We start from the raw sequence: 18,658 nt of genomic DNA, 5'->3' as shown, positions 1-18,658 counted from the left end.
TCCACCGATTATTCCGGACGGGAATAGTTGGGAGCCTCGCTTGTGATGGTGATATCGTGTGGATGACTCTCCATGACACCGGCATTGGTGATTCGGGTAAACTTGGCATTGTGCAACTGTTCAATCGATGCGGCGCCACAGTAGCCCATGCCTGAGCGTAAGCCACCTACGAGCTGGTAGATAACCTCCTGTACTGTGCCTTTGTAAGGAACACGGCCTGCGATTCCTTCTGGAACCAGTTTCTTGTTGTCGCTCACATCGCTCTGGAAATAGCGGTCGCGCGAACCGTTCTTCTGCTCCATGGCCTCAAGCGAGCCCATACCCCGATAGCTCTTGAACTTACGACCGTTGAAAATGATGGTGTCGCCTGGCGATTCTTCAGTACCTGCAACAAGCGAGCCTATCATCACACAGTTGCCACCGGCTGCCAATGCCTTCACAATGTCGCCCGAATAGCGCAGTCCGCCATCTGCTATCAATGGTACGTCTGTACCTTTCAACGCTGAACATACGTCGTAGATGGCACTCAGCTGCGGAACGCCCACACCAGCAACGACACGGGTCGTACAGATTGAGCCAGGACCGATGCCAACTTTCACAGCGTCAGCGCCGTTCTCAACCAAGAATTTGGCCGCTTCACCTGTTGCAATGTTGCCCACCACTACGTCGAGATTGGGGAAAGCCGACTTTACATCGTGCAATTTGCCAATCACACCTTGCGAATGTCCGTGTGCTGTATCGATAACAATAGCATCAACGCCCGCATCGACCAGCGCCTGTGCACGTTCCATGGTGTCGATAGTGACACCGACTCCAGCTGCTACGCGCAAACGGCCCTTCTCGTCCTTGCAGGCCATAGGTTTGTCCTTTGCCTTCGTAATGTCTTTATAGGTAATCAGACCTATCAAATGATTTTCATTATCGACAACCGGCAGCTTCTCGATTTTGTTTTCCTGAAGGATTTGAGCTGCGGCCGACAAATCGGTCTGAGCATGAGTCGTGACAAGATTCTCCTTTGTCATCACTTCGTCGATTGTCTTGTCGAAGCGACGCTCGAAACGCAAGTCGCGGTTCGTTACGATACCTACAAGATGATTGCCCTCATCGACAACGGGAATACCGCCAATATGATATTCAGCCATCATTGCCAAGGCTTCCCTGACGGTGCGTCCCTTGCGGATGGTCACTGGATCGTAAATCATGCCATTCTCCGCACGCTTTACGATTGCCACCTGACGTGCCTGCTCTTCAATGGTCATATTCTTGTGCATCACACCGATTCCACCTTCGCGAGCAATAGCAATGGCCATTGAGCTTTCGGTAACGGTATCCATGGCTGCTGTAACGAATGGGATATTCAGCTCGATGTTTCGCGAGAACTTGGTTTTCAACTCTACCCCCTTGGGCAGTACCTCTGAATAAGCTGGGATTAAAAGGACGTCATCGTAGGTCAATCCGTCCATGACAATTTTATCTGCAACAAATGATGACATAGTGTATTTAGAAATTTATTGCGTGCAAAATTAACAATAATAAATCACATCCGCCGCTATTTTACTGAATTTCTACACCTTAATTAAAGGTATTTAACTCCGTAGGTCTGTATTGCTCTGAAACAAGCGAATACTGACCGTCTGTTCACTTGTGATGATTGATCTGAACAACTAAAAAATGGGGGGAAAGCCAATGTTCGGCAACAGTCTTGCAACATCCTGTAAACCAACACTATAACAACCGCCTTTCAAAAGATCACCTTTTACCGTGTGGAAGGTGACCTTTCGTCTCTCAATAGGTCACCAATGAGATTGCATTCGCTGACTTGACACAAAAAAAACGACTGTTGCCACATCGCCGTGCATCAGCCGTTTTTTATTTCAATTTAACGGCATTCCAATTTAGTTCGCCATCTCCGAAATGAATTTGATGCGCACCAGCCGTATCTCCTCTTCAGTATAGTCGTCCTCCAGTTCCCTGATGGCTTCGTCGAGGCTATCGGTCTTGCTGTTCATGAAATAGTCGTAGATGTCATCAATCTTATCCTCGTCATAGACATCTTCGAGGAAATAGTCGATGTTCAACTTTGTGCCACTATAGACAATCTCCTCGATTGCAGACAGCAACTCCTCAAATTCCATGCCTTCTGCTATCGCAATATCGTCAAGTGGCAACTTGCGGTCAATGCCTTGTATGATTTTCACCTTCTTCATGGACTTCTTGGCCACCGTTCGCACCCTCAACTCCTCCGGACGCTCGATGCCTTTTTCCTCGCAATACTTCTTAATGAGTTTACAAAACTCAGCTCCGTAGCGCTTTGCCTTGCCTGCGCCCACACCTTGGATGTTCAGCAACTCCTGTTCGGTGATGGGGTACATCATCGACATTTGCTCTAACGACGGGTCTTGGAAAATTACATAAGGCGGAATGTCTTGTTTGCGCGCCATGTTCTTGCGCAAATCTTTCAGCATGGCAAAGAGTTCAGGGTCGAGAACGGCCGTTCCGCCTATGATATCCTCTTCTTCCTCCTCCGATTTGAACTCCGCATCCATGACAATCATGAATGACGTTGGTTTTTTCATGAACCGCTTTCCGGCTGAAGTCAGTTTCAGAATTCCGTAGTTTTCAACGTCCTTTTTCAGGAAGCCTTCCAGCAGAGCTTGTCTCACTACCGGATTCCATATCTTCGGATCCTCGTCTTCGCCCGAACCGAACTCTTCCAGTTCGTCGTGCTTGTGTTCTTTGAGGTCGTCGGTTCCGCGTCCTTTCACGAAATCGATGACATACTCCTGCCTGAAATTCTCCTTCAGCGCCTTCACAGCTTGCAAGACAATCAACAGAGGTTTCTCGCCCTCAATCTTTTTCTTCGGATGCAAGCAGTTGTCGCACATCTCGCAATTATCCTTCGGGTAGTCTTCACCAAAATAATGCAGGAGTAGTTTGCGGCGGCAGACGGAGGATTCGGCGTAAGCCTCTGTCTCCTGCAGAAGCTGACGGCCTATGTCCTGCTCGGCTACGGGCTTTCCCTCCATGAATTTCTCAAGTTTCAACAGGTCGTTCTTCGAGTAGAATACGATACAGATACCCTCCTCGCCGTCTCTTCCCGCACGACCAGTCTCCTGATAGTAACCCTCAAGACTCTTAGGGATGTCGTAATGGATGACGAAGCGCACGTCGGGCTTGTCGATTCCCATTCCAAAGGCTATCGTTGCCACGATAACATCGATTTCTTCCATGAGGAAATCATCCTGCGTCTTAGAGCGTGTCTCTGAGTCGAGTCCAGCATGGTAAGGCGCTGCCTTAATGTCGTTGGCCAACAGCACAGCCGCAAGTTCTTCGACCTTCTTTCGCGACAAACAGTAGATGATTCCACTCTTGCCGGAATGTTGCCTGATGAACTTGATAATCTGTTTGTTCGTGTCGTCCTCGTTCTTTTTCGCCCTTACCTCATAATAGAGATTTGGACGGTTAAAGGAGCTTTTGAATTCAGTACAATCCTCAATGTCCAGGCTTTTGATGATGTCCGTACGCACCTTGTCTGTGGCAGTAGCCGTCAATGCGATGATGGGGGCTTTTCCTATCTGGTCGATGGCTATTCGTATCTTTCGGTATTCGGGACGGAAGTCGTGTCCCCATTCCGAAATACAATGGGCCTCATCGATGGCATAGAAGCTAATCTTGACAGATTTGAAGAATTCCACACTCTCCTCCTTGTTCAACGATTCGGGAGCAACGTACAAGAGTTTGGTCTTGCCTGAAGTGATGTCGGCCTTCACTTTATCAATTTCCCCCCTTTTCAGTGAGGAATTCAGGTAATGAGCCACTCCATCATTCTCGCTGATACCATTGATGACATCTACTTGATTCTTCATCAGTGCTATCAAAGGCGAGATAACAATGGCTGTCCCATCCATGATGAGCGATGGAAGTTGGTAACAAAGACTCTTTCCACCACCTGTCGGCATCAACACAAAGGTGTCATTACCTTCAAGCACGTTACGGATAATGGCCTCCTGTTCGCCCTTGAATTTGTCAAAGCCGAAATAATGCTTAAGTTTTTCTGTCAGATTAACCGTCTTCGTCATGTTAATAGTTTGTGTATTCCAGTCTTCTGTATGGTATTTTTAGGATTTATCCACTGCAACCGTCGGCCTTTCAGCCTACGGATGCTTGTGGTTTGAGAGTCAGGCAGTATCGAGTTTCTGAAGGTGAGCTTTGTCAAGCTGCTGCCGAGCATAATCAGCCGTCACCTCGTACTTCTTTATTCTGCGTGAAGGCATGTCAAACATGGTGTCTATCATTACCGCCTCGACGATAGAACGCAGTCCGCGAGCACCAAGTTTGTATTCAACTGCCTTATCAACGATGTAATCCAGTGCCTCATCGGTGAAGGTAAGGGCGATTCCATCCATTTCAAAGAGCTTCACATATTGCTTGACAATGGAGTTCTTAGGTTCGACAAGTATCTTTCTCAAGGCCGCACGGTCCAACGGATTCAGATAGGTGAGCACTGGAAGACGACCGATGATTTCTGGTATCAGACCAAACGACTTCAAATCTTGAGGAAGCACGTATTTCATCAGGTCGTTCTTGTCTATTTTGGCCACGTTCTGCACCGAGTTATACCCGACAACGTGGGTGTTTAATCGCTGGGCGATCTTGCGCTCTATGCCATCGAAAGCCCCTCCACAAATAAACAAGATATTTTTGGTATCAACGTGGATGTAATCCTGGTCCGGATGTTTGCGGCCGCCCTTGGGTGGCACGTTGACCATTGTGCCTTCGAGCAGCTTCAACAAGCCTTGTTGAACGCCTTCTCCACTAACGTCACGCGTTATGCTGGGATTGTCGCTCTTTCGGGCTATCTTGTCTATCTCATCGATAAAGACGATGCCGCGTTCTGCAGCTTCCACATCGTAATCGGCCACCTGCAGGAGACGGGAGAGGATGCTTTCCACGTCTTCGCCTACATAACCGGCCTCCGTGAATACGGTTGCGTCAACAATGGTAAATGGAACTTGCAGCAATTTGGCAATGGTCCGGGCCAAAAGGGTCTTTCCCGTGCCTGTGGAACCTACCATAATGATGTTGCTTTTCTCAATTTCCACTCCGTCATCTTGCTTCGGTTGCTGCAACCTCTTGTAGTGATTATAAACCGATACCGCGAGATAGCGTTTCGCCTCGTCCTGTCCGATGATGTATTCGTCGAGATACTCCTTGATTTCCTTGGGCTTCGGCACCTTCTTCAACTTGAAATTGCCGCTCGACTCAGGCTTTTTACCAGCCAGAATCCCCGCCTGCATCACAATATTGTAGGCCTGTTGGGCGCAGTCATCGCAGATATAACCATTCAAGCCTGTTATCAGGAGATTTACATCCTTTTCGCTCCTACCACAAAAGCTACATTTATTTTGAGGCATCGTCTTGCTTTCTTTTTAATACAGCATCGATCATTCCGTATGCTTTCGCCTCTTCGGCATCCATCCAGTAGTTGCGGTCACTGTCTTTGTAAACCTTTTCGTACGTCTGGTGTGAATGATGGCTGATGATTGTATAAAGTTCTTTCTTGAATTTCAGGATTTCCTTTGCCTCGATTTCTATGTCGGAAGCCTGTCCCTGCACGCCACCTAACGGCTGATGAATCATCACCCGGCTGTGTGGGAGCGCTGAACGTTTGCCCTCCTGTCCTGAAACCAACAGTACAGCGGCCATAGAGGCGGCCATTCCCGTACAGATGGTTGCCACATCGCTGGAGATAAACTGCATGGTGTCGTAGATACCAAGACCTGCCGTCACACTTCCGCCAGGGGAATTGATGTAGATTGAAATGTCCTTCCCTGGGTCAACGGAGTCTAAATACAAAAGTTGCGCCTGTAGAGTGTTGGCAGTATAGTCGTCAATCTGTGTACCAAGGAAGATGATACGGTCCATCATCAATCGCGAGAACACGTCCATCTGCGTCACGTTCAACTGGCGTTCCTCCAGAATATATGGGTTCAAGTATTGCTGCTGCACGCTCAGCACGTCGTCAAGCGCCATCCCATTCATCCCCAAATGCTTGGTAGCAAACTTTCTAAAGTCATTCATTAGTTTTCTTTCGTTAAATAAAAATTAGATAAAACAGAAGCCTTCGCCTCCTTATTATATTTGTCTTGTTTACAAAGATTATGCCGTTCTGAACAATAGGCTTCTATGTATTATAACACAAAGATAATCAAAAAAAAGAGAAACTATCAACAAAATGGAAACTTTTTTTCTCTTCGATGATGAGAATTCATAATTTACATCTCCGTACATCATTGAAAAGAGGTTGAATTCTTACCCTTCGCATTTCGTTTCTCAAGAGAATGCGGGTAAAAATCCAACCTCTTCCTTATGTAATAGTAAAGAAATCTTTACTTATGCATTTTCTGCCGGAGCTGCGAGCTTATTGAACTCATCGAGAGTCACCTTCTTTTTCTTCAGCTTCACGACCTTCTTCAAGGTAGCAGATAGCTTACGGTCAAGCGCAGCCTCAACGAATTGGTCGATATTCTCGCGCTTTTTCAACACCTCGTCTGCGTAATTCTTCAGGTATTCGTCAGGAACATTGTTCATACCATACTGGGCGAACTGTACACGAGCCATCTGAATGGCGCTCTCACGTACGTCAGCATCCTCGACTTTCACACCGTTTGCCACTGCCAGCTGCTCCTTGATAAGATGCCATTTCAGCTCCTTGACGCTCATGTCGTAGTTCTTGTCAACAAACTCCTGTCCCTTGTCCTGATTATTGGCCAACATGATTCGCTTCAAGATGGCATCTGGGAACTGGAGTTTTCCCACTTTCTTCTCTGCGTAAGCACGGACATCCTGAACGAACTTATAGTCTGAGTCGCCCTCAAGCTGTCCTTTCAGGCCAGTAGCTATGGTTTCGCGGAATTGTTTCTCATCTTTGATGTCAGCCTCCTTACCATACACATTGTCCCAGAGTTCTTTATTGTTCTCTGCATTCACGAAACGCGAGATTTCTGTTATCTGATAAGAGAAGTCGCCAGTGTGGTTTGCCACCTCTGCACTGTCGATCTTCAGCAAAGACGCTACCTCCGCATCGTTGTCTGGGTATGCCTTGCGTGGGTTGAATGTGATAATATCGCCGAGTTTTGCTCCATCGAAGAGCTTCTTCTGATCTTCCACCTTGATGTACTGTGGCATCAAAACGGCAGCCTCAACAGTCACGCCACCCTCAAGTGTGTTGCCGTTTTCATCAAGCTCACGAAGGTCACCCTTAAGCATATCACGCTTGTCGCCATCATATTCCTCCACCTTGTCGTAGTGGCCTGCGCGACTTGCGAACATCTCCACCTGCTGGTCGATGAGTTTGTCATCAACCTTGATTTCGTAATATTCAATTGTATCCTTCTCTGTCAATTCAACCTTGAATTCTGGTGCGACAGCGATATCGAACTTGAAAGTGTAAGGAGCGGGCTTCTCCAAGTCAACAGCTTCCTGCCCTTCAGCAGACATTGGCTGACCGAGCATCTGTATCTTGTTGTCGGTGATATATTTCTGAAGATTTTCGCCTAAGAGTTTGTTGATGGCATCCATCTTGACCTGTGGCCCAACCTGACGCTTAATCATTCCCATTGGCACCTGACCTGGTCTGAAACCTGGAATGTTGGCACGTTTGCGATAGTCTTTCAGTGTCTTCTCAACATCTTCCTTATAGTCTGCTTCTTCGACTGTCAAGGTCATAAGGCCATTGACTTTGTCTGGATTTTCAAATGAAATTTTCATCTCTGAAGTTTTATGTATGTTTGTTTTATATTTTGTCCATAATGTTCGGCTTCCACTTTCAGTGAAACTCCTTAACGACTTTGAGGCGCAAAGGTACTCATTTTTTGCATAACAACATAATAATAAGGAGAAAAAAAATATTTTTAAACAGAGCTTCCACTGCTTCTACTATTTACGAGCAAACGCAAAGTCCGAGTAAAATGCATATTTCTCCTATGGAAAAGCAAGTGTGATATCTCTTTAGAAACTCTGGATTTCCATATTGTTAAGAACCAATGGCAAAATTTCATCATGCCATAAGAAACAGGATAACAAAGGAAAACATCAAGAAGCATATGCGTTAAACATCCTTAATTTATAGAAGTCTTTTTTTTTTAACTATTTATTTTTATTATATTTGTGCTCATAAATAGAAAGAGATAAATAATTTATCATGAGCCCTTTCCGGACTAAATTTTTCGTCAAACTCACACTATATTTTTTATCTTGTTATGAATAAAACGAACCTTTTTGCCGCATTGAAAGCTTTTGCGATTACGCTTTCCTATTTGTTGTTGATGTTTTTTTCAGCGAAGTTGGTAGAAACATCCCATATTCTGCAAATACTTGACAGCATTTTTCTGTTACTCCTTACATGGTATCTGCTAAAACGGTATCAATCAGAGACGGTAGCTTGCAGCACTATATTACTCGGCATTTTAGTAGCACGGTATATTGGAGATATCAACTGGTTGCTGTTCGGCTTCAAAAGTAGTTGGAATATCCTATGGCTCGATTTAATTGACCTTGTCGCCATTGTGGGTGGTTTGATCTGCTATTTGAAAAACAAATGGTATGTATGGTGCCTTTCCGTGGCATTAGCTGCCGGATGCCAAATCGCTTTCTGTATGACGATACATTAAATCCGAATCGGTCATTTGACTGTGGTTTCACCATGAGATGACGAGGATGAGGCATCCTGACCGATTGCATTCGTGTGTCGCCAACGTTCCTGCCATTCTCTATCGCCGTAGTCCGCTACGTCTTCAAAAGAATGACAAACAAGCGGCCCGACTATCAAATAAAATCAGCACAGGCTCTAATGAGCGATTGGAGTAAAAAACAACTGTTCTGCTCAAGCAATTCCATTATAACTTTATCTGAGTGGTCAAGCCTCCCAAATGAACACCCAAGGGAATTACCGATAGTCAATCACAAAACAAAAAGAGTCATATCAGTCTCTGATAGTGAAAGATGATATGACTCTTTTATTGTCTTTGCAAGAAGGACTGTCTAAATCCTTCTTTTATATTTGAGTTTTGATTTGCCGTTCTTTCCTCATGAAATTGGATTTGCTCAACCGAAAGCATCGATGAAGAGCGTAATCTTTATAGAAATTAGGCAAATATAACTCTCTTGGCTTTACGACAGACCCTCGATGACACCGTTAACGACCTCTATGCGCTCTGCCTGCGGGCTCTTCGGTAATCCTGGCATACGCATAATATTTCCAGCTATGGCAACAATCATCTCTGCACCTGAGTTGATGACGAACTCACGGATGGTCATCTCAAAGTCCTTGGGCATACCGTAAGCCTTGGGGTCCTCAGAGAAGGAATACTGTGTCTTGGCAATGCAGACTGGATATTTGTCGAATCCCAATTGCTTGATGAGCGCCAACTGTTTCTTTGCCCTCGAAAGGATAATGACTTCCTTTGCGCCGTAGATGTTCTTCGCCACTTTATTCACCTTGGTCTCAATGCTATCCGTCTCATAGTAGGCAAGTTTCAGTGGTTTTGAAGGATTCTTTTCAATCGTCTCAACCACCAGCCGGGCCAAATTCTCGGCACCCTTCCCACCATCGGTGAAGGCCGTATTCAGAGCGAAGCCTATGCCCAGTTCCTTGCAATGCTGCTCAACGATTTCCAGTTCTTCGTCGGTATCGGAGGCAAAGCGGTTCAGGCAGACTACCACCGACTGTCCGAAAGCTTGCAGATTGGCAATATGCTTATCCATGTTGGCCAATCCCGCTCTTACTCCATTAACGTTGGGCTTGCTGATTTCCTTCTCATCAACCCCTCCATGCATCTTCAACGCCTGAGCTGTGGCCACAAGTACAGTCAGTACTGGGGAGATTCCAGCCTTGCGACACTTGATATCGAGGAATTTCTCAGCACCCAAGTCAGCACCGAAACCAGCCTCTGTGATGCAATAGTCACCGTAAGTCATTGCCATTTTGGTGGCAATGATACTGCTGCAACCGTGTGCAATATTGGCGAACGGACCACCATGAATAAATGCTGGCGTGTTCTCAATTGTCTGAACGAGGTTTGGGTTGAAGGCATCTTTCAGCAAAGCCACTATCGAGCCTGTAATCTTCAAGTCGCCTACACGCAGTGGTTTTCCCTCAAGAGTGATTCCCAGAATGATGTTATCTATGCGTTGATAAAGATCCTCCTCGTTCTGCGCCAGGCAAAGGATAGCCATAATCTCAGAAGCAGGGGTAATATTGAATCCGTTCTCCATCACCACACCATCCGTACGGGAGCCAAGGCCGGTCACAACAGTACGCAAATTGCGGTCATTGACGTCGAGCACTCTACGCCACCACACCTCTCGCATGCCAAATCCTTCGTCCTGATGCTGGTAGATGTAGTTATCAAGCAAAGCTGAAATCATGTTGTTGGCCGATGTGATAGCATGAAAGTCGCCAGTGAAGTGGAGATTGATTTTCTCCATTGGCAGCACCTGTGCATAACCACCTCCAGCTGCACCGCCCTTCATGCCGAAGCATGGACCGAGCGACGGCTCACGGAGCGCCGTAATGGCTTTTTTGCCAATGCGGTTCATACCGAGTGCAAGTCCCACGCTGACAGTAGTCTTACCGATACCGGCCTTTGTCGGTGTGATGGCGGTGATAAGAATCAGTTTCGACTTTTTCACTTTCTCCTCATCAATCTGTCTGTAAGGAACTTTGGCGATGTACTTGCCATAGAGATCTAATTCACCAACTGGAATATTTACTTTTTTCGCTATGTCCTCAATGGGTTCCAACGTTGCCTCATGGGCGATCTCAAAATCCGATTTCATATTTATTTTACTGATTTTAAAATGTTATTTGATAATAGGCTCAAATGTAATCATAAATTTTAGATGCGCAAACTTTTAAATGATAAAATGTCATAAAAAGGATATTTATGCTCATTTTGAAAATTGTGAGCAATCTCTTTCAGAACTGTCAAAAATCTTTACACACAGCCTTCCATATCTTGCGTATTTCAAAACCACTCCTCCCCTCGTTGCAAATAAGCGAAAAATGAGCGTGAATATAAACAAATGATAATCAGACAATTAAGAATTTACACATGATTCGCTAAGATAAAAACACAATTTCGTCCGTCTTTTTGTTGCCCATAGCTGACCTTTTGCGAGACCAAACGTCTGCCACCCTATCGCCAACGCTGTGCCTTTGGCTGATGAAAGGTCAGCTATCGCATGAGGGTTACCGTTGATCGTGGCTCGAAAACTCAAAAAACGTTTGCCGATGACTGAAACAATAAGTTCTGTTTTTCCAGAACCGACGGATAGCCAACACTGTTTTTGAGTAAACTTTTTTGACAAAATGATAAAAAGAACACTCTGGAAGTGGTAACGTCTCCCAATCTCTCAACGCTGCCGCTGGATGACATTCGATTTCCAAATCCACAATTCGGCCACCTGAAAGCGCACGAGCATCTTGGTCGCATCTTCCATCTGCACCACTCCCTTCTCGCCAGGCTGCAACAAGAACACATCTCCTTCGTTCAATTGGCTGATAAGCGCAGAGTCTTTTCGCGATGCCTCATCGACCCTCGGCAGCCTGTCCAACAGCGATGGTTCTTTGACACCGAAGCATTGCTCACTGACCTCGACCGTCTGCATGGCAGTCGATACGAAACCAGCATTCCGCTGGTTCAAAGATCTGACACGCTGGTTGCCTTTCTCCACATATTCGGTCGTGACAGGTTGCCGAACGGGTGCCTGTAGCTCTTTCCGCTCCTTGCAACCGCAAAGAAGTGTTGTCAACAAAAAACAATAAAACAATTTATTCATGCTGCCCACCGTCCTTTCCTTTAGCGAGTATTGTTTGTCTCCCGCACGGCAAAAGTAATGATTTTTCAGAATAACAACAAGCTAAATCCGAGAGAAATGAGATTCGGCGGGTGTGGATGACTTGTCAGAGACAAAAAAAAGGATGATAGTTTGTCTAAAAATCACACCCAGAAAGCCCATTTTGACCCCTCAAAGGCACTTTTTGTTGATATAAATCAAAAAAAGGAGTGATTTTCAATTCTTTACGTTCATTTTTCTTGTGTAATCGATGACTTGTATATATCTTTGCAAAAGATAAAGCGGATTAATAGAATTGTTTAAGTTAGTATAAGACAGTAGGTCTTGGTTGAATAGGTAAATAGAGATTGTTTTTAGAGATTAGGTTTTGGTTTAAAGGTAAATAGATTGATTATTTTCAGGAGAGACACCGAAGGCTGTCTGAGGATAGCCAAGAGGTGCACAACAAGCGAAGAAATTTGCAGTTGTGCACCTTTTACATTTCATCCCCTACCAGTCATGAGCGGATGTGCTGAGTTAAGCGACTGACTCATGTGCGAGGCCACGTTATCAATGCCGGGCAATAGGATTTGGTGTAGAAGGAGGACTATAATTCACCCTTCTGCCATCTCCGTCGGACAGATACAACATTTCGGACGGATTTCCGTTAATCGCAAATGGCAAGATAATTTTTCAACATATCAGTATTAATGGTTCTTCTCAGGGCGACGACCATCTGCGCCGCACGTCGCAACGAATCCATGCAGATAACCAGAAAGAACTTCGTCGATACGATTCCCATCAGATTTGAGGGACACCGTATCTTGCTTGATGTGTGCATTGGCAACAAGACTGCCACTTTTCTATTCGACACAGGTTGTTCCAACACGATACTTTTCGATGCACAGGAGCCCGGCATCGTTCCTGACGGATGGGGAGAGGCATTAGATTACAACGGCAATCTGGGAAAAGTCTCATTCTGCAAGATACCCGAAATGCAAATCGGAAACACTGTAATCAGAAGAGCCAGCGCTGCCATCGCGCCCAACGACAGATTAGCTGCCATGGAAAGCCCTGTGGCTAAGGTGAAAGGAGGTATCGGAGCAGATTTGATGGCCGGCGGAAGAGCCATCAAGATTAACGTAAAGGCCAAGCATATCATACTGACGGACAAACCAAAAATATTCGCTGGCGAGAAAAGGCACACCACCACTTTCAAAGAAGGTGTCAACTGTGCCTTCCTCGACGTAGAACCGTTTGGCGGCATCTCAACAGCCAATACCATTTTCGATACGGGCGTCACGAAATTTCACCAAGAACACGAATATAAACAACAGAAAAAAGCCTGCCATAGGTTTCGCAATCTATTGGCAGGCATAAGTTATTTGCAAAAAAAATAATTCAATCTAACATAAGCTATACTATTCACAGGTCTCCACTTAGGAGCTTCTGCGCATGCTCTACACTCTCTTGTGTCGGCTCTGGAATATCTTTCAGTTCGTAAGACATATTGAGATTTTCCCATTTATAAACCCCTAATGTGTGATAAGGCAACACCTCTATCCGCTCAACGTTCGTGAGTGTTGCGATAAAATCGCGCAACTGGTAGAGATACTCTTCCTTATCGGTGATGGTGGGAACCAGCACATGGCGAATCCAGACGGGCTTTTTGATTTCCGAAAGATAACGGATGCAGTCGAGAATGTTCTCATTGGAATATCCGGTCAATTTCTTATGCTCGGCTGAATCAATATGCTTGATGTCGAACAGGAGCAAGTCGGTGTAGCGCATGAGTTCCTGAAACTTGACAAAGAATGAACCAGTACGGCGGAATGGCTGTGCCGATGTGTCGAGACAGGTGTGAATGCCCTGTGCTTTGGCTTTGCGAAAGAAATCGATGAGGAAATCAATCTGCAGCAAAGCCTCACCGCCACTGACCGTAATGCCGCCGTTCTTTCCCCAGTAGCTGCGGTATCGCACCGCCTGCGCAAGGAGTTCGTCGGGCGTCATGAGTTTATCGGTCTCTGGATTCCATGTGTCTGGATTATGACAATAGCGACAACGCATGGCGCAACCCTTCAGAAAGACAATGAAACGGATGCCCGGTCCATCGACAGAACCAAAGGACTCTGTAGAATGAACGCGCGCCCTCGTATCAGCATCCACCCTTTCCAGTTCGCCAGTCTGATAGAAAACCTTGGGCTCTGACTGATTCGTCTCGTTATCGTTCGATATCATCATATATTGTTTCGGTGTAAGTTTGTCCTTGCTATCTTCATTGTGAGGGACCACAATCGTCAGCAGCAATCGACGGTCATGATGACATCAATGGTCGATAGCCTCGCTTCGACAATAAAGACAATCTCCCTCATCCCCTCCTATTTGGAGGGGTTGGGAGAGGATATTACATTCTGTTGTGCGACTGACGTGCGATAACGTCCTCCTGTTGCTCACGGGTCAGGTCGATGAACTTAACCGCATATCCACTCACGCGGATGGTAAAGTTGGCATATTCTTCCTTCTCTGGATGCTCCATGCAGTCGATGAGCTTCTCGACACCGAACACATTAACGTTCAGATGGTGAGCCCCACGACCGAAGTAGCCGTCCATGACACCAACAAGCGTGTTGGCCTGTTCCTCCTCGTTGTGCCCTAATGTGCTCGGAGCAATCGTCTGGGTATTGGAAATGCCATCAAGCGCATACTCGTAAGGCAACTTCGCAACAGAGTTGAGTGAGGCCAGAAGTCCGTTCTTCTCAGCTCCGTATGAAGGATTGGCACCTGGAGCAAGCGGAGCACCTGCCGGACGACCGTCAGGCATGCTACTGGTATATTTACCGTAAACCACATTCGACGTAATGGTCAGGATACTTGTGGTCGGCTCTGAATCACGGTAGGTGTGGTGTTTCTTAATCATGCCCACAAATGTCTTGAGCAACCATACAGCGATGTTGTCCGCACGATCGTCGTCGTTACCATAACGTGGGAACTCGCCTTCGGTCTTGAACTCAAGTGGGAAACCCGTCTCATCGCGAATGATGTTCACCTTCGCATACTTGATGGCCGAAATGGAGTCAACCACATGGCTGAAGCCAGCAATACCAGTTGCGAAAGTACGGCGGACATTGGTATCAATGAGGGCCAATTCTGCAGCTTCGTAGAAATATTTGTCGTGCATGTAGTGGATGAGGTTCAGGGTGTTAACGTAAATTCCTGCAAGCCACTCCATCATATCCATAAACTTCGGCATGAATTCCTCGTATGTCACAACGTCGCCCTCAATAGGACGGAGAGCCGGACCGCACTGTTCGCGAGTCTTGGCATCGACACCGCCGCTGATAGCATAGGTCAAACACTTTGCGAGGTTGGCACGCGCACCGAAGAACTGCATCTCCTTACCTGTCTGTGTTGCCGAAACACAACAGCAGATGGAGTAATCGTCGCCCCATACTGGACGCATCACCTCGTCGTTCTCATACTGAATGGAACTTGTCTTAACCGAAATCTTGGCAGCATATTTCTTGAATCCCTCAGGAAGGGCTGGCGAATAGAGCACCGTCAGGTTAGGTTCTGGCGATGGACCCATGTTTTCCAAGGTGTGGAGGAAACGGAAGTCGTTCTTTGTGACCATCGATCGCCCGTCCATGCCCAGACCTGCCATCTCCAAAGTTGCCCAAACTGGGTCGCCAGAGAAGAGTTGGTTGTAAGAAGGAATACGAGCGAACTTCACCATGCGGAATTTCATAACCAAATGGTCGATCAATTCCTGTGCCTCTTCCTCGGTCAATGTACCTTCTTGCATATCACGTGTGATGTAGATATCAAGGAAAGTGGATACTCGACCCACTGACATGGCTGCGCCGTTTTGAGTCTTGATGGCTGAAAGATAGCCGAAGTAGAGCCATTGTACGGCCTCACGAGCGTTATTTGCTGGCTGCGAGATGTCATAACCGTATATCTTGGCCATCTCCTTCATTTCGTTCAATGCCTTGATCTGCATTGAAATCTCCTCACGCAGACGGATGGTGTAATCGGTCATTGTCCCGTCACCGCAGTTCTTAAGGTCTTTCTTTTTTTCCTCAATAAGGAAGTCGATACCATAAAGAGCCACACGACGATAGTCGCCCACGATACGACCACGGCCGTATGTGTCAGGCAAACCAGTGAGAATGTGGTTGTGGCGTACGAGCTTCATCTCATCTGTGTAAGCATCGAACACACCGTCGTTGTGTGTCTTGCAATATTTCGTAAAGATTTCGTGCAACTTCTCTGATGGCTGGTAGCCATAAGTGGTGCATGCCTGCTCAGCCATCTTGATGCCACCGTAAGGCATGAAAGCACGCTTGAGAGGCTTGTCGGTCTGCAGCCCTACAACTTTCTCCAAGTCCTTGATGCTCTCATCGATGTAACCAGCACCGTATGCTGTCATACTTGAAACCACTTCGGTTTCCATATCAAGGACACCACCCTTAGCACGCTCTTCTTTCTGAAGTTCTTTCAGTTTGTCCCAGAGTTGCTTGGTAGCCTTAGTTGGACCTGCAAGGAAATCCTCATTGCCCTCGTAGGAGGTATAGTTATTCTGAATAAACTCTCGCATGTTCACCTCATCAACCCATTTAGTGCCGGTGAAGCTTCTCCATTCTTTTCTCATACTATATTTGTTGGTTTAAGTAAATTACTGTCGCATGGGCAGCATTGATTATTTAGCGAATTGTTTCTAACTTTTGACAGTGCAAAATTAGTATGTTTGCGGAATTGCCACAATACTTAAAGTTTGGTATTTTTCGATGCACACCTCTTTTTATGTGTGCAGAAACAGACAAATCCAAAAAGCGCAATACTTATATTTAGGTATTAAGCATATACAATACAACAAAGAATGCAATCCACAGTTAGCAAAACGCATAACAAAACCGCATATACATACCTATTTTTTAGTATCTTTTGTATCGTGCGTATTTACCCAATGTCGACCAAACGTTCTCACACTCCCCTTTCCCATGTTTCATTTTTAAGGATTTATGCACTATTCTGCCCAACTAGTCCAATTTTATTACTATCTTTGTAGCATTATATGATATTGACATTATTTTACGAGAGCGAACTTATTGTTTTTTAATCAACATTTTGAATGCTGACATTTACTACTGAAAATATATTCCTTCTTGGTTCGTTGCTTGTTTTAATCAGCATCCTAATTAGCAAAACAGGTTATCGGTTTGGCATTCCGACGCTGCTACTCTTTCTTTTCACGGGTATGGCATTCGGCAGTGAAGGATTGGGACTTCACTTTGACAGTCCGAAAGATGCACAGTTTATAGGCATGATAGCCCTGAGCATCATTCTGTTTTCAGGCGGAATGGACACAAAATACAAAGAAATAAAACCGATTATTGGCCCCGGCATAATCCTTTCAACTCTTGGTGTGGTGCTGACAACTGTCCTTACTGGTTCTTTTATTTTTGGTTTATCACAATGGGGAGGAATAGATGTAAAGCTTTCGCTCATGGTTTCCATGCTGTTGGCTGCAACTATGTCATCCACGGACTCAGCCTCTGTCTTTAACCTCTTACGCTCCCAACGAATGGGACTCAAGCATAGGCTACGACCCATTTTGGAACTGGAGAGTGGAAGTAATGACCCCATGGCTTATATGCTCACCTTAGTTTTGATGGACGTGGTACTTTCCGGAACGCATTTTTCTATCCAAGGGCTTGCCGTCAACCTACTTGAACAATTTCTGTTAGGGGGAGCAATCGGTTATTGTGCAGGACGCATAACTGTTTGGTTAATTAATCATATTAATTTGCCCAATACAGCTCTCTACCCTGTGCTTCTCCTGTGTATGGTTTTTATTACGTTCACGCTTACGGATGTCGTGCACGGCAACGGCTATCTCGCTGTTTACATTGCGGGACTCGTAGTGGGAAACAGTCGTTTATCCTACCGTCGCGAAATGGCAACTTTTCTTGACGGACTCACATGGCTACTTCAGATTGTACTCTTTCTGACACTTGGACTGCTCGTCAATCCATCGGAAATGGCTGGGGTGAGCTTAATGGCACTCGCAATTGGTTTGTTTATTATGTTCGTTTCCCGCCCTATAAGCGTGATAATTTGTCTTTTACCTTATCCTAAGATTCCTTGGCGTGCCAAAACCTTTCTGTCTTGGGTTGGGCTTCGTGGTGCCGTACCGATTATTTTTGCCACTTATCCTCTTATCAACAACATAGAAGGTGCCGACATCATCTTTAATATAGTGTTCTTCATCACTCTCATCTCACTTCTCTTACAGGGAACAACCATTTCCTTTATTGCACGCAAGCTCAATTTGGATTTGCCAGAGGAGAAAACCGGCAATGAGTTTGGTGTGGAAATACCGGAAGAATTAGGTTCTCAGCTAAAGGAAGTCATCCTTACGAATGAGATGCTTGAAAATGGCAACTTGCTTTCAGAGATGAATATTCCTAAAAATACGCTCGTAATGATGGTGAAGCGTGGCAAGTCAATCATCGTACCCAATGGAAAACTTAAAATGGAGAAGGGCGATATTCTTCTCTGTCTCTCCGGAGGGAGATAAAGCTGTTGATATGGGCACAAAATAGCAACGTGAGGGAGAAAGCGACAAGCTAATAACACGTATTTGAACAGATTCAATTTAGTGGATAATCCATATACGAATTCGAGGTAAGAAAATCTTAAAAAATCAAGTCTTCTCGCTAAGTTCTTATGGTTTACTTGAGGTTACAAAAGACAAGGTTATTAATTTTTAGGGTTGTCATGTTCCGATTCCACATCGCTCATAGAGATATCACAGACA

Annotated in this window: 13 protein-coding genes; 4 read left to right on the top strand and 9 right to left on the bottom strand. The window is 45.6% G+C overall.

What is annotated here, in order from left to right; all coding sequences use genetic code 11:
- Positions 1-8: 8 nt before the first annotated feature.
- From guaB to tig, 5 genes are all read right to left on the bottom strand, one after another.
- Positions 9-1,493, bottom strand: coding sequence for an IMP dehydrogenase (gene guaB / locus H515_RS0100145; protein WP_025875228.1), 1,485 nt, complete (start codon positions 1,491-1,493; stop codon positions 9-11).
- A gap of 402 nt (positions 1,494-1,895) precedes the next feature.
- Positions 1,896-4,079 (bottom strand): DNA helicase RecQ, encoded by a 2,184-nt coding sequence (gene recQ, locus H515_RS0100140; RefSeq protein ID WP_025875230.1) that lies wholly within the window; start codon positions 4,077-4,079, stop codon positions 1,896-1,898.
- A gap of 99 nt (positions 4,080-4,178) precedes the next feature.
- Positions 4,179-5,414: an ATP-dependent Clp protease ATP-binding subunit ClpX gene (gene clpX, locus H515_RS0100135; protein WP_025875232.1), complete on the bottom strand. Its 1,236-nt coding sequence runs from the start codon at positions 5,412-5,414 to the stop codon at positions 4,179-4,181.
- On the bottom strand, positions 5,401-6,081 hold the full coding sequence (gene clpP / locus H515_RS0100130; protein ID WP_025875234.1) for an ATP-dependent Clp endopeptidase proteolytic subunit ClpP: 681 nt from the start codon (positions 6,079-6,081) through the stop codon (positions 5,401-5,403). Before clpP ends, clpX begins: the two co-directional genes overlap by 14 nt.
- A 312-nt stretch (positions 6,082-6,393) precedes the next feature.
- On the bottom strand, positions 6,394-7,770 hold the full coding sequence (gene tig, locus H515_RS0100125; protein ID WP_025875236.1) for a trigger factor: 1,377 nt from the start codon (positions 7,768-7,770) through the stop codon (positions 6,394-6,396).
- Between the two features lie 491 nt (positions 7,771-8,261).
- On the opposite strand from tig, the gene H515_RS0100120 reads away from it, so the two are divergent.
- Positions 8,262-8,672: a hypothetical protein gene (locus H515_RS0100120; RefSeq protein WP_025875238.1), complete on the top strand. Its 411-nt coding sequence runs from the start codon at positions 8,262-8,264 to the stop codon at positions 8,670-8,672.
- Positions 8,673-8,718: 46 nt separating this feature from the next.
- Positions 8,719-8,868, top strand: a complete 150-nt coding sequence (locus H515_RS14330) for a hypothetical protein (protein ID WP_154653597.1) — start codon at positions 8,719-8,721, stop codon at positions 8,866-8,868.
- A gap of 303 nt (positions 8,869-9,171) precedes the next feature.
- Here the strand turns inward: H515_RS14330 and H515_RS0100115 are convergent, their stop codons facing one another.
- Positions 9,172-10,839: a formate--tetrahydrofolate ligase gene (locus H515_RS0100115; protein WP_028901414.1), complete on the bottom strand. Its 1,668-nt coding sequence runs from the start codon at positions 10,837-10,839 to the stop codon at positions 9,172-9,174.
- Positions 10,840-11,415: 576 nt separating this feature from the next.
- Positions 11,416-11,841 (bottom strand): hypothetical protein, encoded by a 426-nt coding sequence (locus H515_RS12715; protein WP_025875240.1) that lies wholly within the window; start codon positions 11,839-11,841, stop codon positions 11,416-11,418.
- A 707-nt stretch (positions 11,842-12,548) separates the two neighbouring features.
- Between H515_RS12715 and H515_RS0100105 the strand changes: the two genes are divergently transcribed.
- Positions 12,549-13,238: a retropepsin-like aspartic protease gene (locus H515_RS0100105; RefSeq protein ID WP_025875242.1), complete on the top strand. Its 690-nt coding sequence runs from the start codon at positions 12,549-12,551 to the stop codon at positions 13,236-13,238.
- Positions 13,239-13,263: 25 nt separating this feature from the next.
- Here H515_RS0100105 and pflA read toward each other — a convergent pair whose 3' ends face one another.
- Positions 13,264-14,079 carry a pyruvate formate-lyase-activating protein gene (pflA, locus tag H515_RS0100100; RefSeq protein WP_238300077.1) on the bottom strand — a complete coding sequence of 272 codons (816 nt, stop codon included), beginning with the start codon at positions 14,077-14,079 and terminating at the stop codon, positions 13,264-13,266.
- A 163-nt stretch (positions 14,080-14,242) separates the two neighbouring features.
- Complete coding sequence (pflB, locus tag H515_RS0100095) at positions 14,243-16,489, bottom strand: formate C-acetyltransferase (RefSeq protein WP_028901413.1); 2,247 nt, start codon at positions 16,487-16,489, stop codon at positions 14,243-14,245.
- 480 nt (positions 16,490-16,969) lie between these two features.
- Between pflB and H515_RS0100090 the strand changes: the two genes are divergently transcribed.
- Positions 16,970-18,418 carry a potassium/proton antiporter gene (locus H515_RS0100090; RefSeq protein ID WP_211231987.1) on the top strand — a complete coding sequence of 483 codons (1,449 nt, stop codon included), beginning with the start codon at positions 16,970-16,972 and terminating at the stop codon, positions 18,416-18,418.
- The last annotated feature ends 240 nt before the right edge of the window (positions 18,419-18,658 follow it).

This window comes from Prevotella corporis DSM 18810 = JCM 8529, from assembly GCF_000430525.1.
GTDB classification, from domain to species: Bacteria; Bacteroidota; Bacteroidia; order Bacteroidales; family Bacteroidaceae; genus Prevotella; species Prevotella corporis.
This window is presented reverse-complemented; position numbering and strand designations above follow the sequence as displayed.

What these genes read in the sequence shown, in the direction of transcription:
- H515_RS14330 (WP_154653597.1), top strand. Translation starts at nt 8,719, where the DNA reads ATGAGGCATCCTGACCGATTGCATTCGTGTGTCGCCAACGTTCCTGCC.
- guaB (WP_025875228.1), bottom strand. Translation starts at nt 1,493, where the DNA reads ATGTCATCATTTGTTGCAGATAAAATTGTCATGGACGGATTGACCTAC.
- H515_RS0100120 (WP_025875238.1), top strand. Translation starts at nt 8,262, where the DNA reads ATGAATAAAACGAACCTTTTTGCCGCATTGAAAGCTTTTGCGATTACG.
- clpP (WP_025875234.1), bottom strand. Translation starts at nt 6,081, where the DNA reads ATGAATGACTTTAGAAAGTTTGCTACCAAGCATTTGGGGATGAATGGG.
- tig (WP_025875236.1), bottom strand. Translation starts at nt 7,770, where the DNA reads ATGAAAATTTCATTTGAAAATCCAGACAAAGTCAATGGCCTTATGACC.
- recQ (WP_025875230.1), bottom strand. Translation starts at nt 4,079, where the DNA reads ATGACGAAGACGGTTAATCTGACAGAAAAACTTAAGCATTATTTCGGC.
- pflA (WP_238300077.1), bottom strand. Translation starts at nt 14,079, where the DNA reads ATGATGATATCGAACGATAACGAGACGAATCAGTCAGAGCCCAAGGTT.
- H515_RS0100115 (WP_028901414.1), bottom strand. Translation starts at nt 10,839, where the DNA reads ATGAAATCGGATTTTGAGATCGCCCATGAGGCAACGTTGGAACCCATT.
- H515_RS0100090 (WP_211231987.1), top strand. Translation starts at nt 16,970, where the DNA reads ATGCTGACATTTACTACTGAAAATATATTCCTTCTTGGTTCGTTGCTT.
- clpX (WP_025875232.1), bottom strand. Translation starts at nt 5,414, where the DNA reads ATGCCTCAAAATAAATGTAGCTTTTGTGGTAGGAGCGAAAAGGATGTA.
- H515_RS12715 (WP_025875240.1), bottom strand. Translation starts at nt 11,841, where the DNA reads ATGAATAAATTGTTTTATTGTTTTTTGTTGACAACACTTCTTTGCGGT.
- pflB (WP_028901413.1), bottom strand. Translation starts at nt 16,489, where the DNA reads ATGAGAAAAGAATGGAGAAGCTTCACCGGCACTAAATGGGTTGATGAG.
- H515_RS0100105 (WP_025875242.1), top strand. Translation starts at nt 12,549, where the DNA reads ATGGTTCTTCTCAGGGCGACGACCATCTGCGCCGCACGTCGCAACGAA.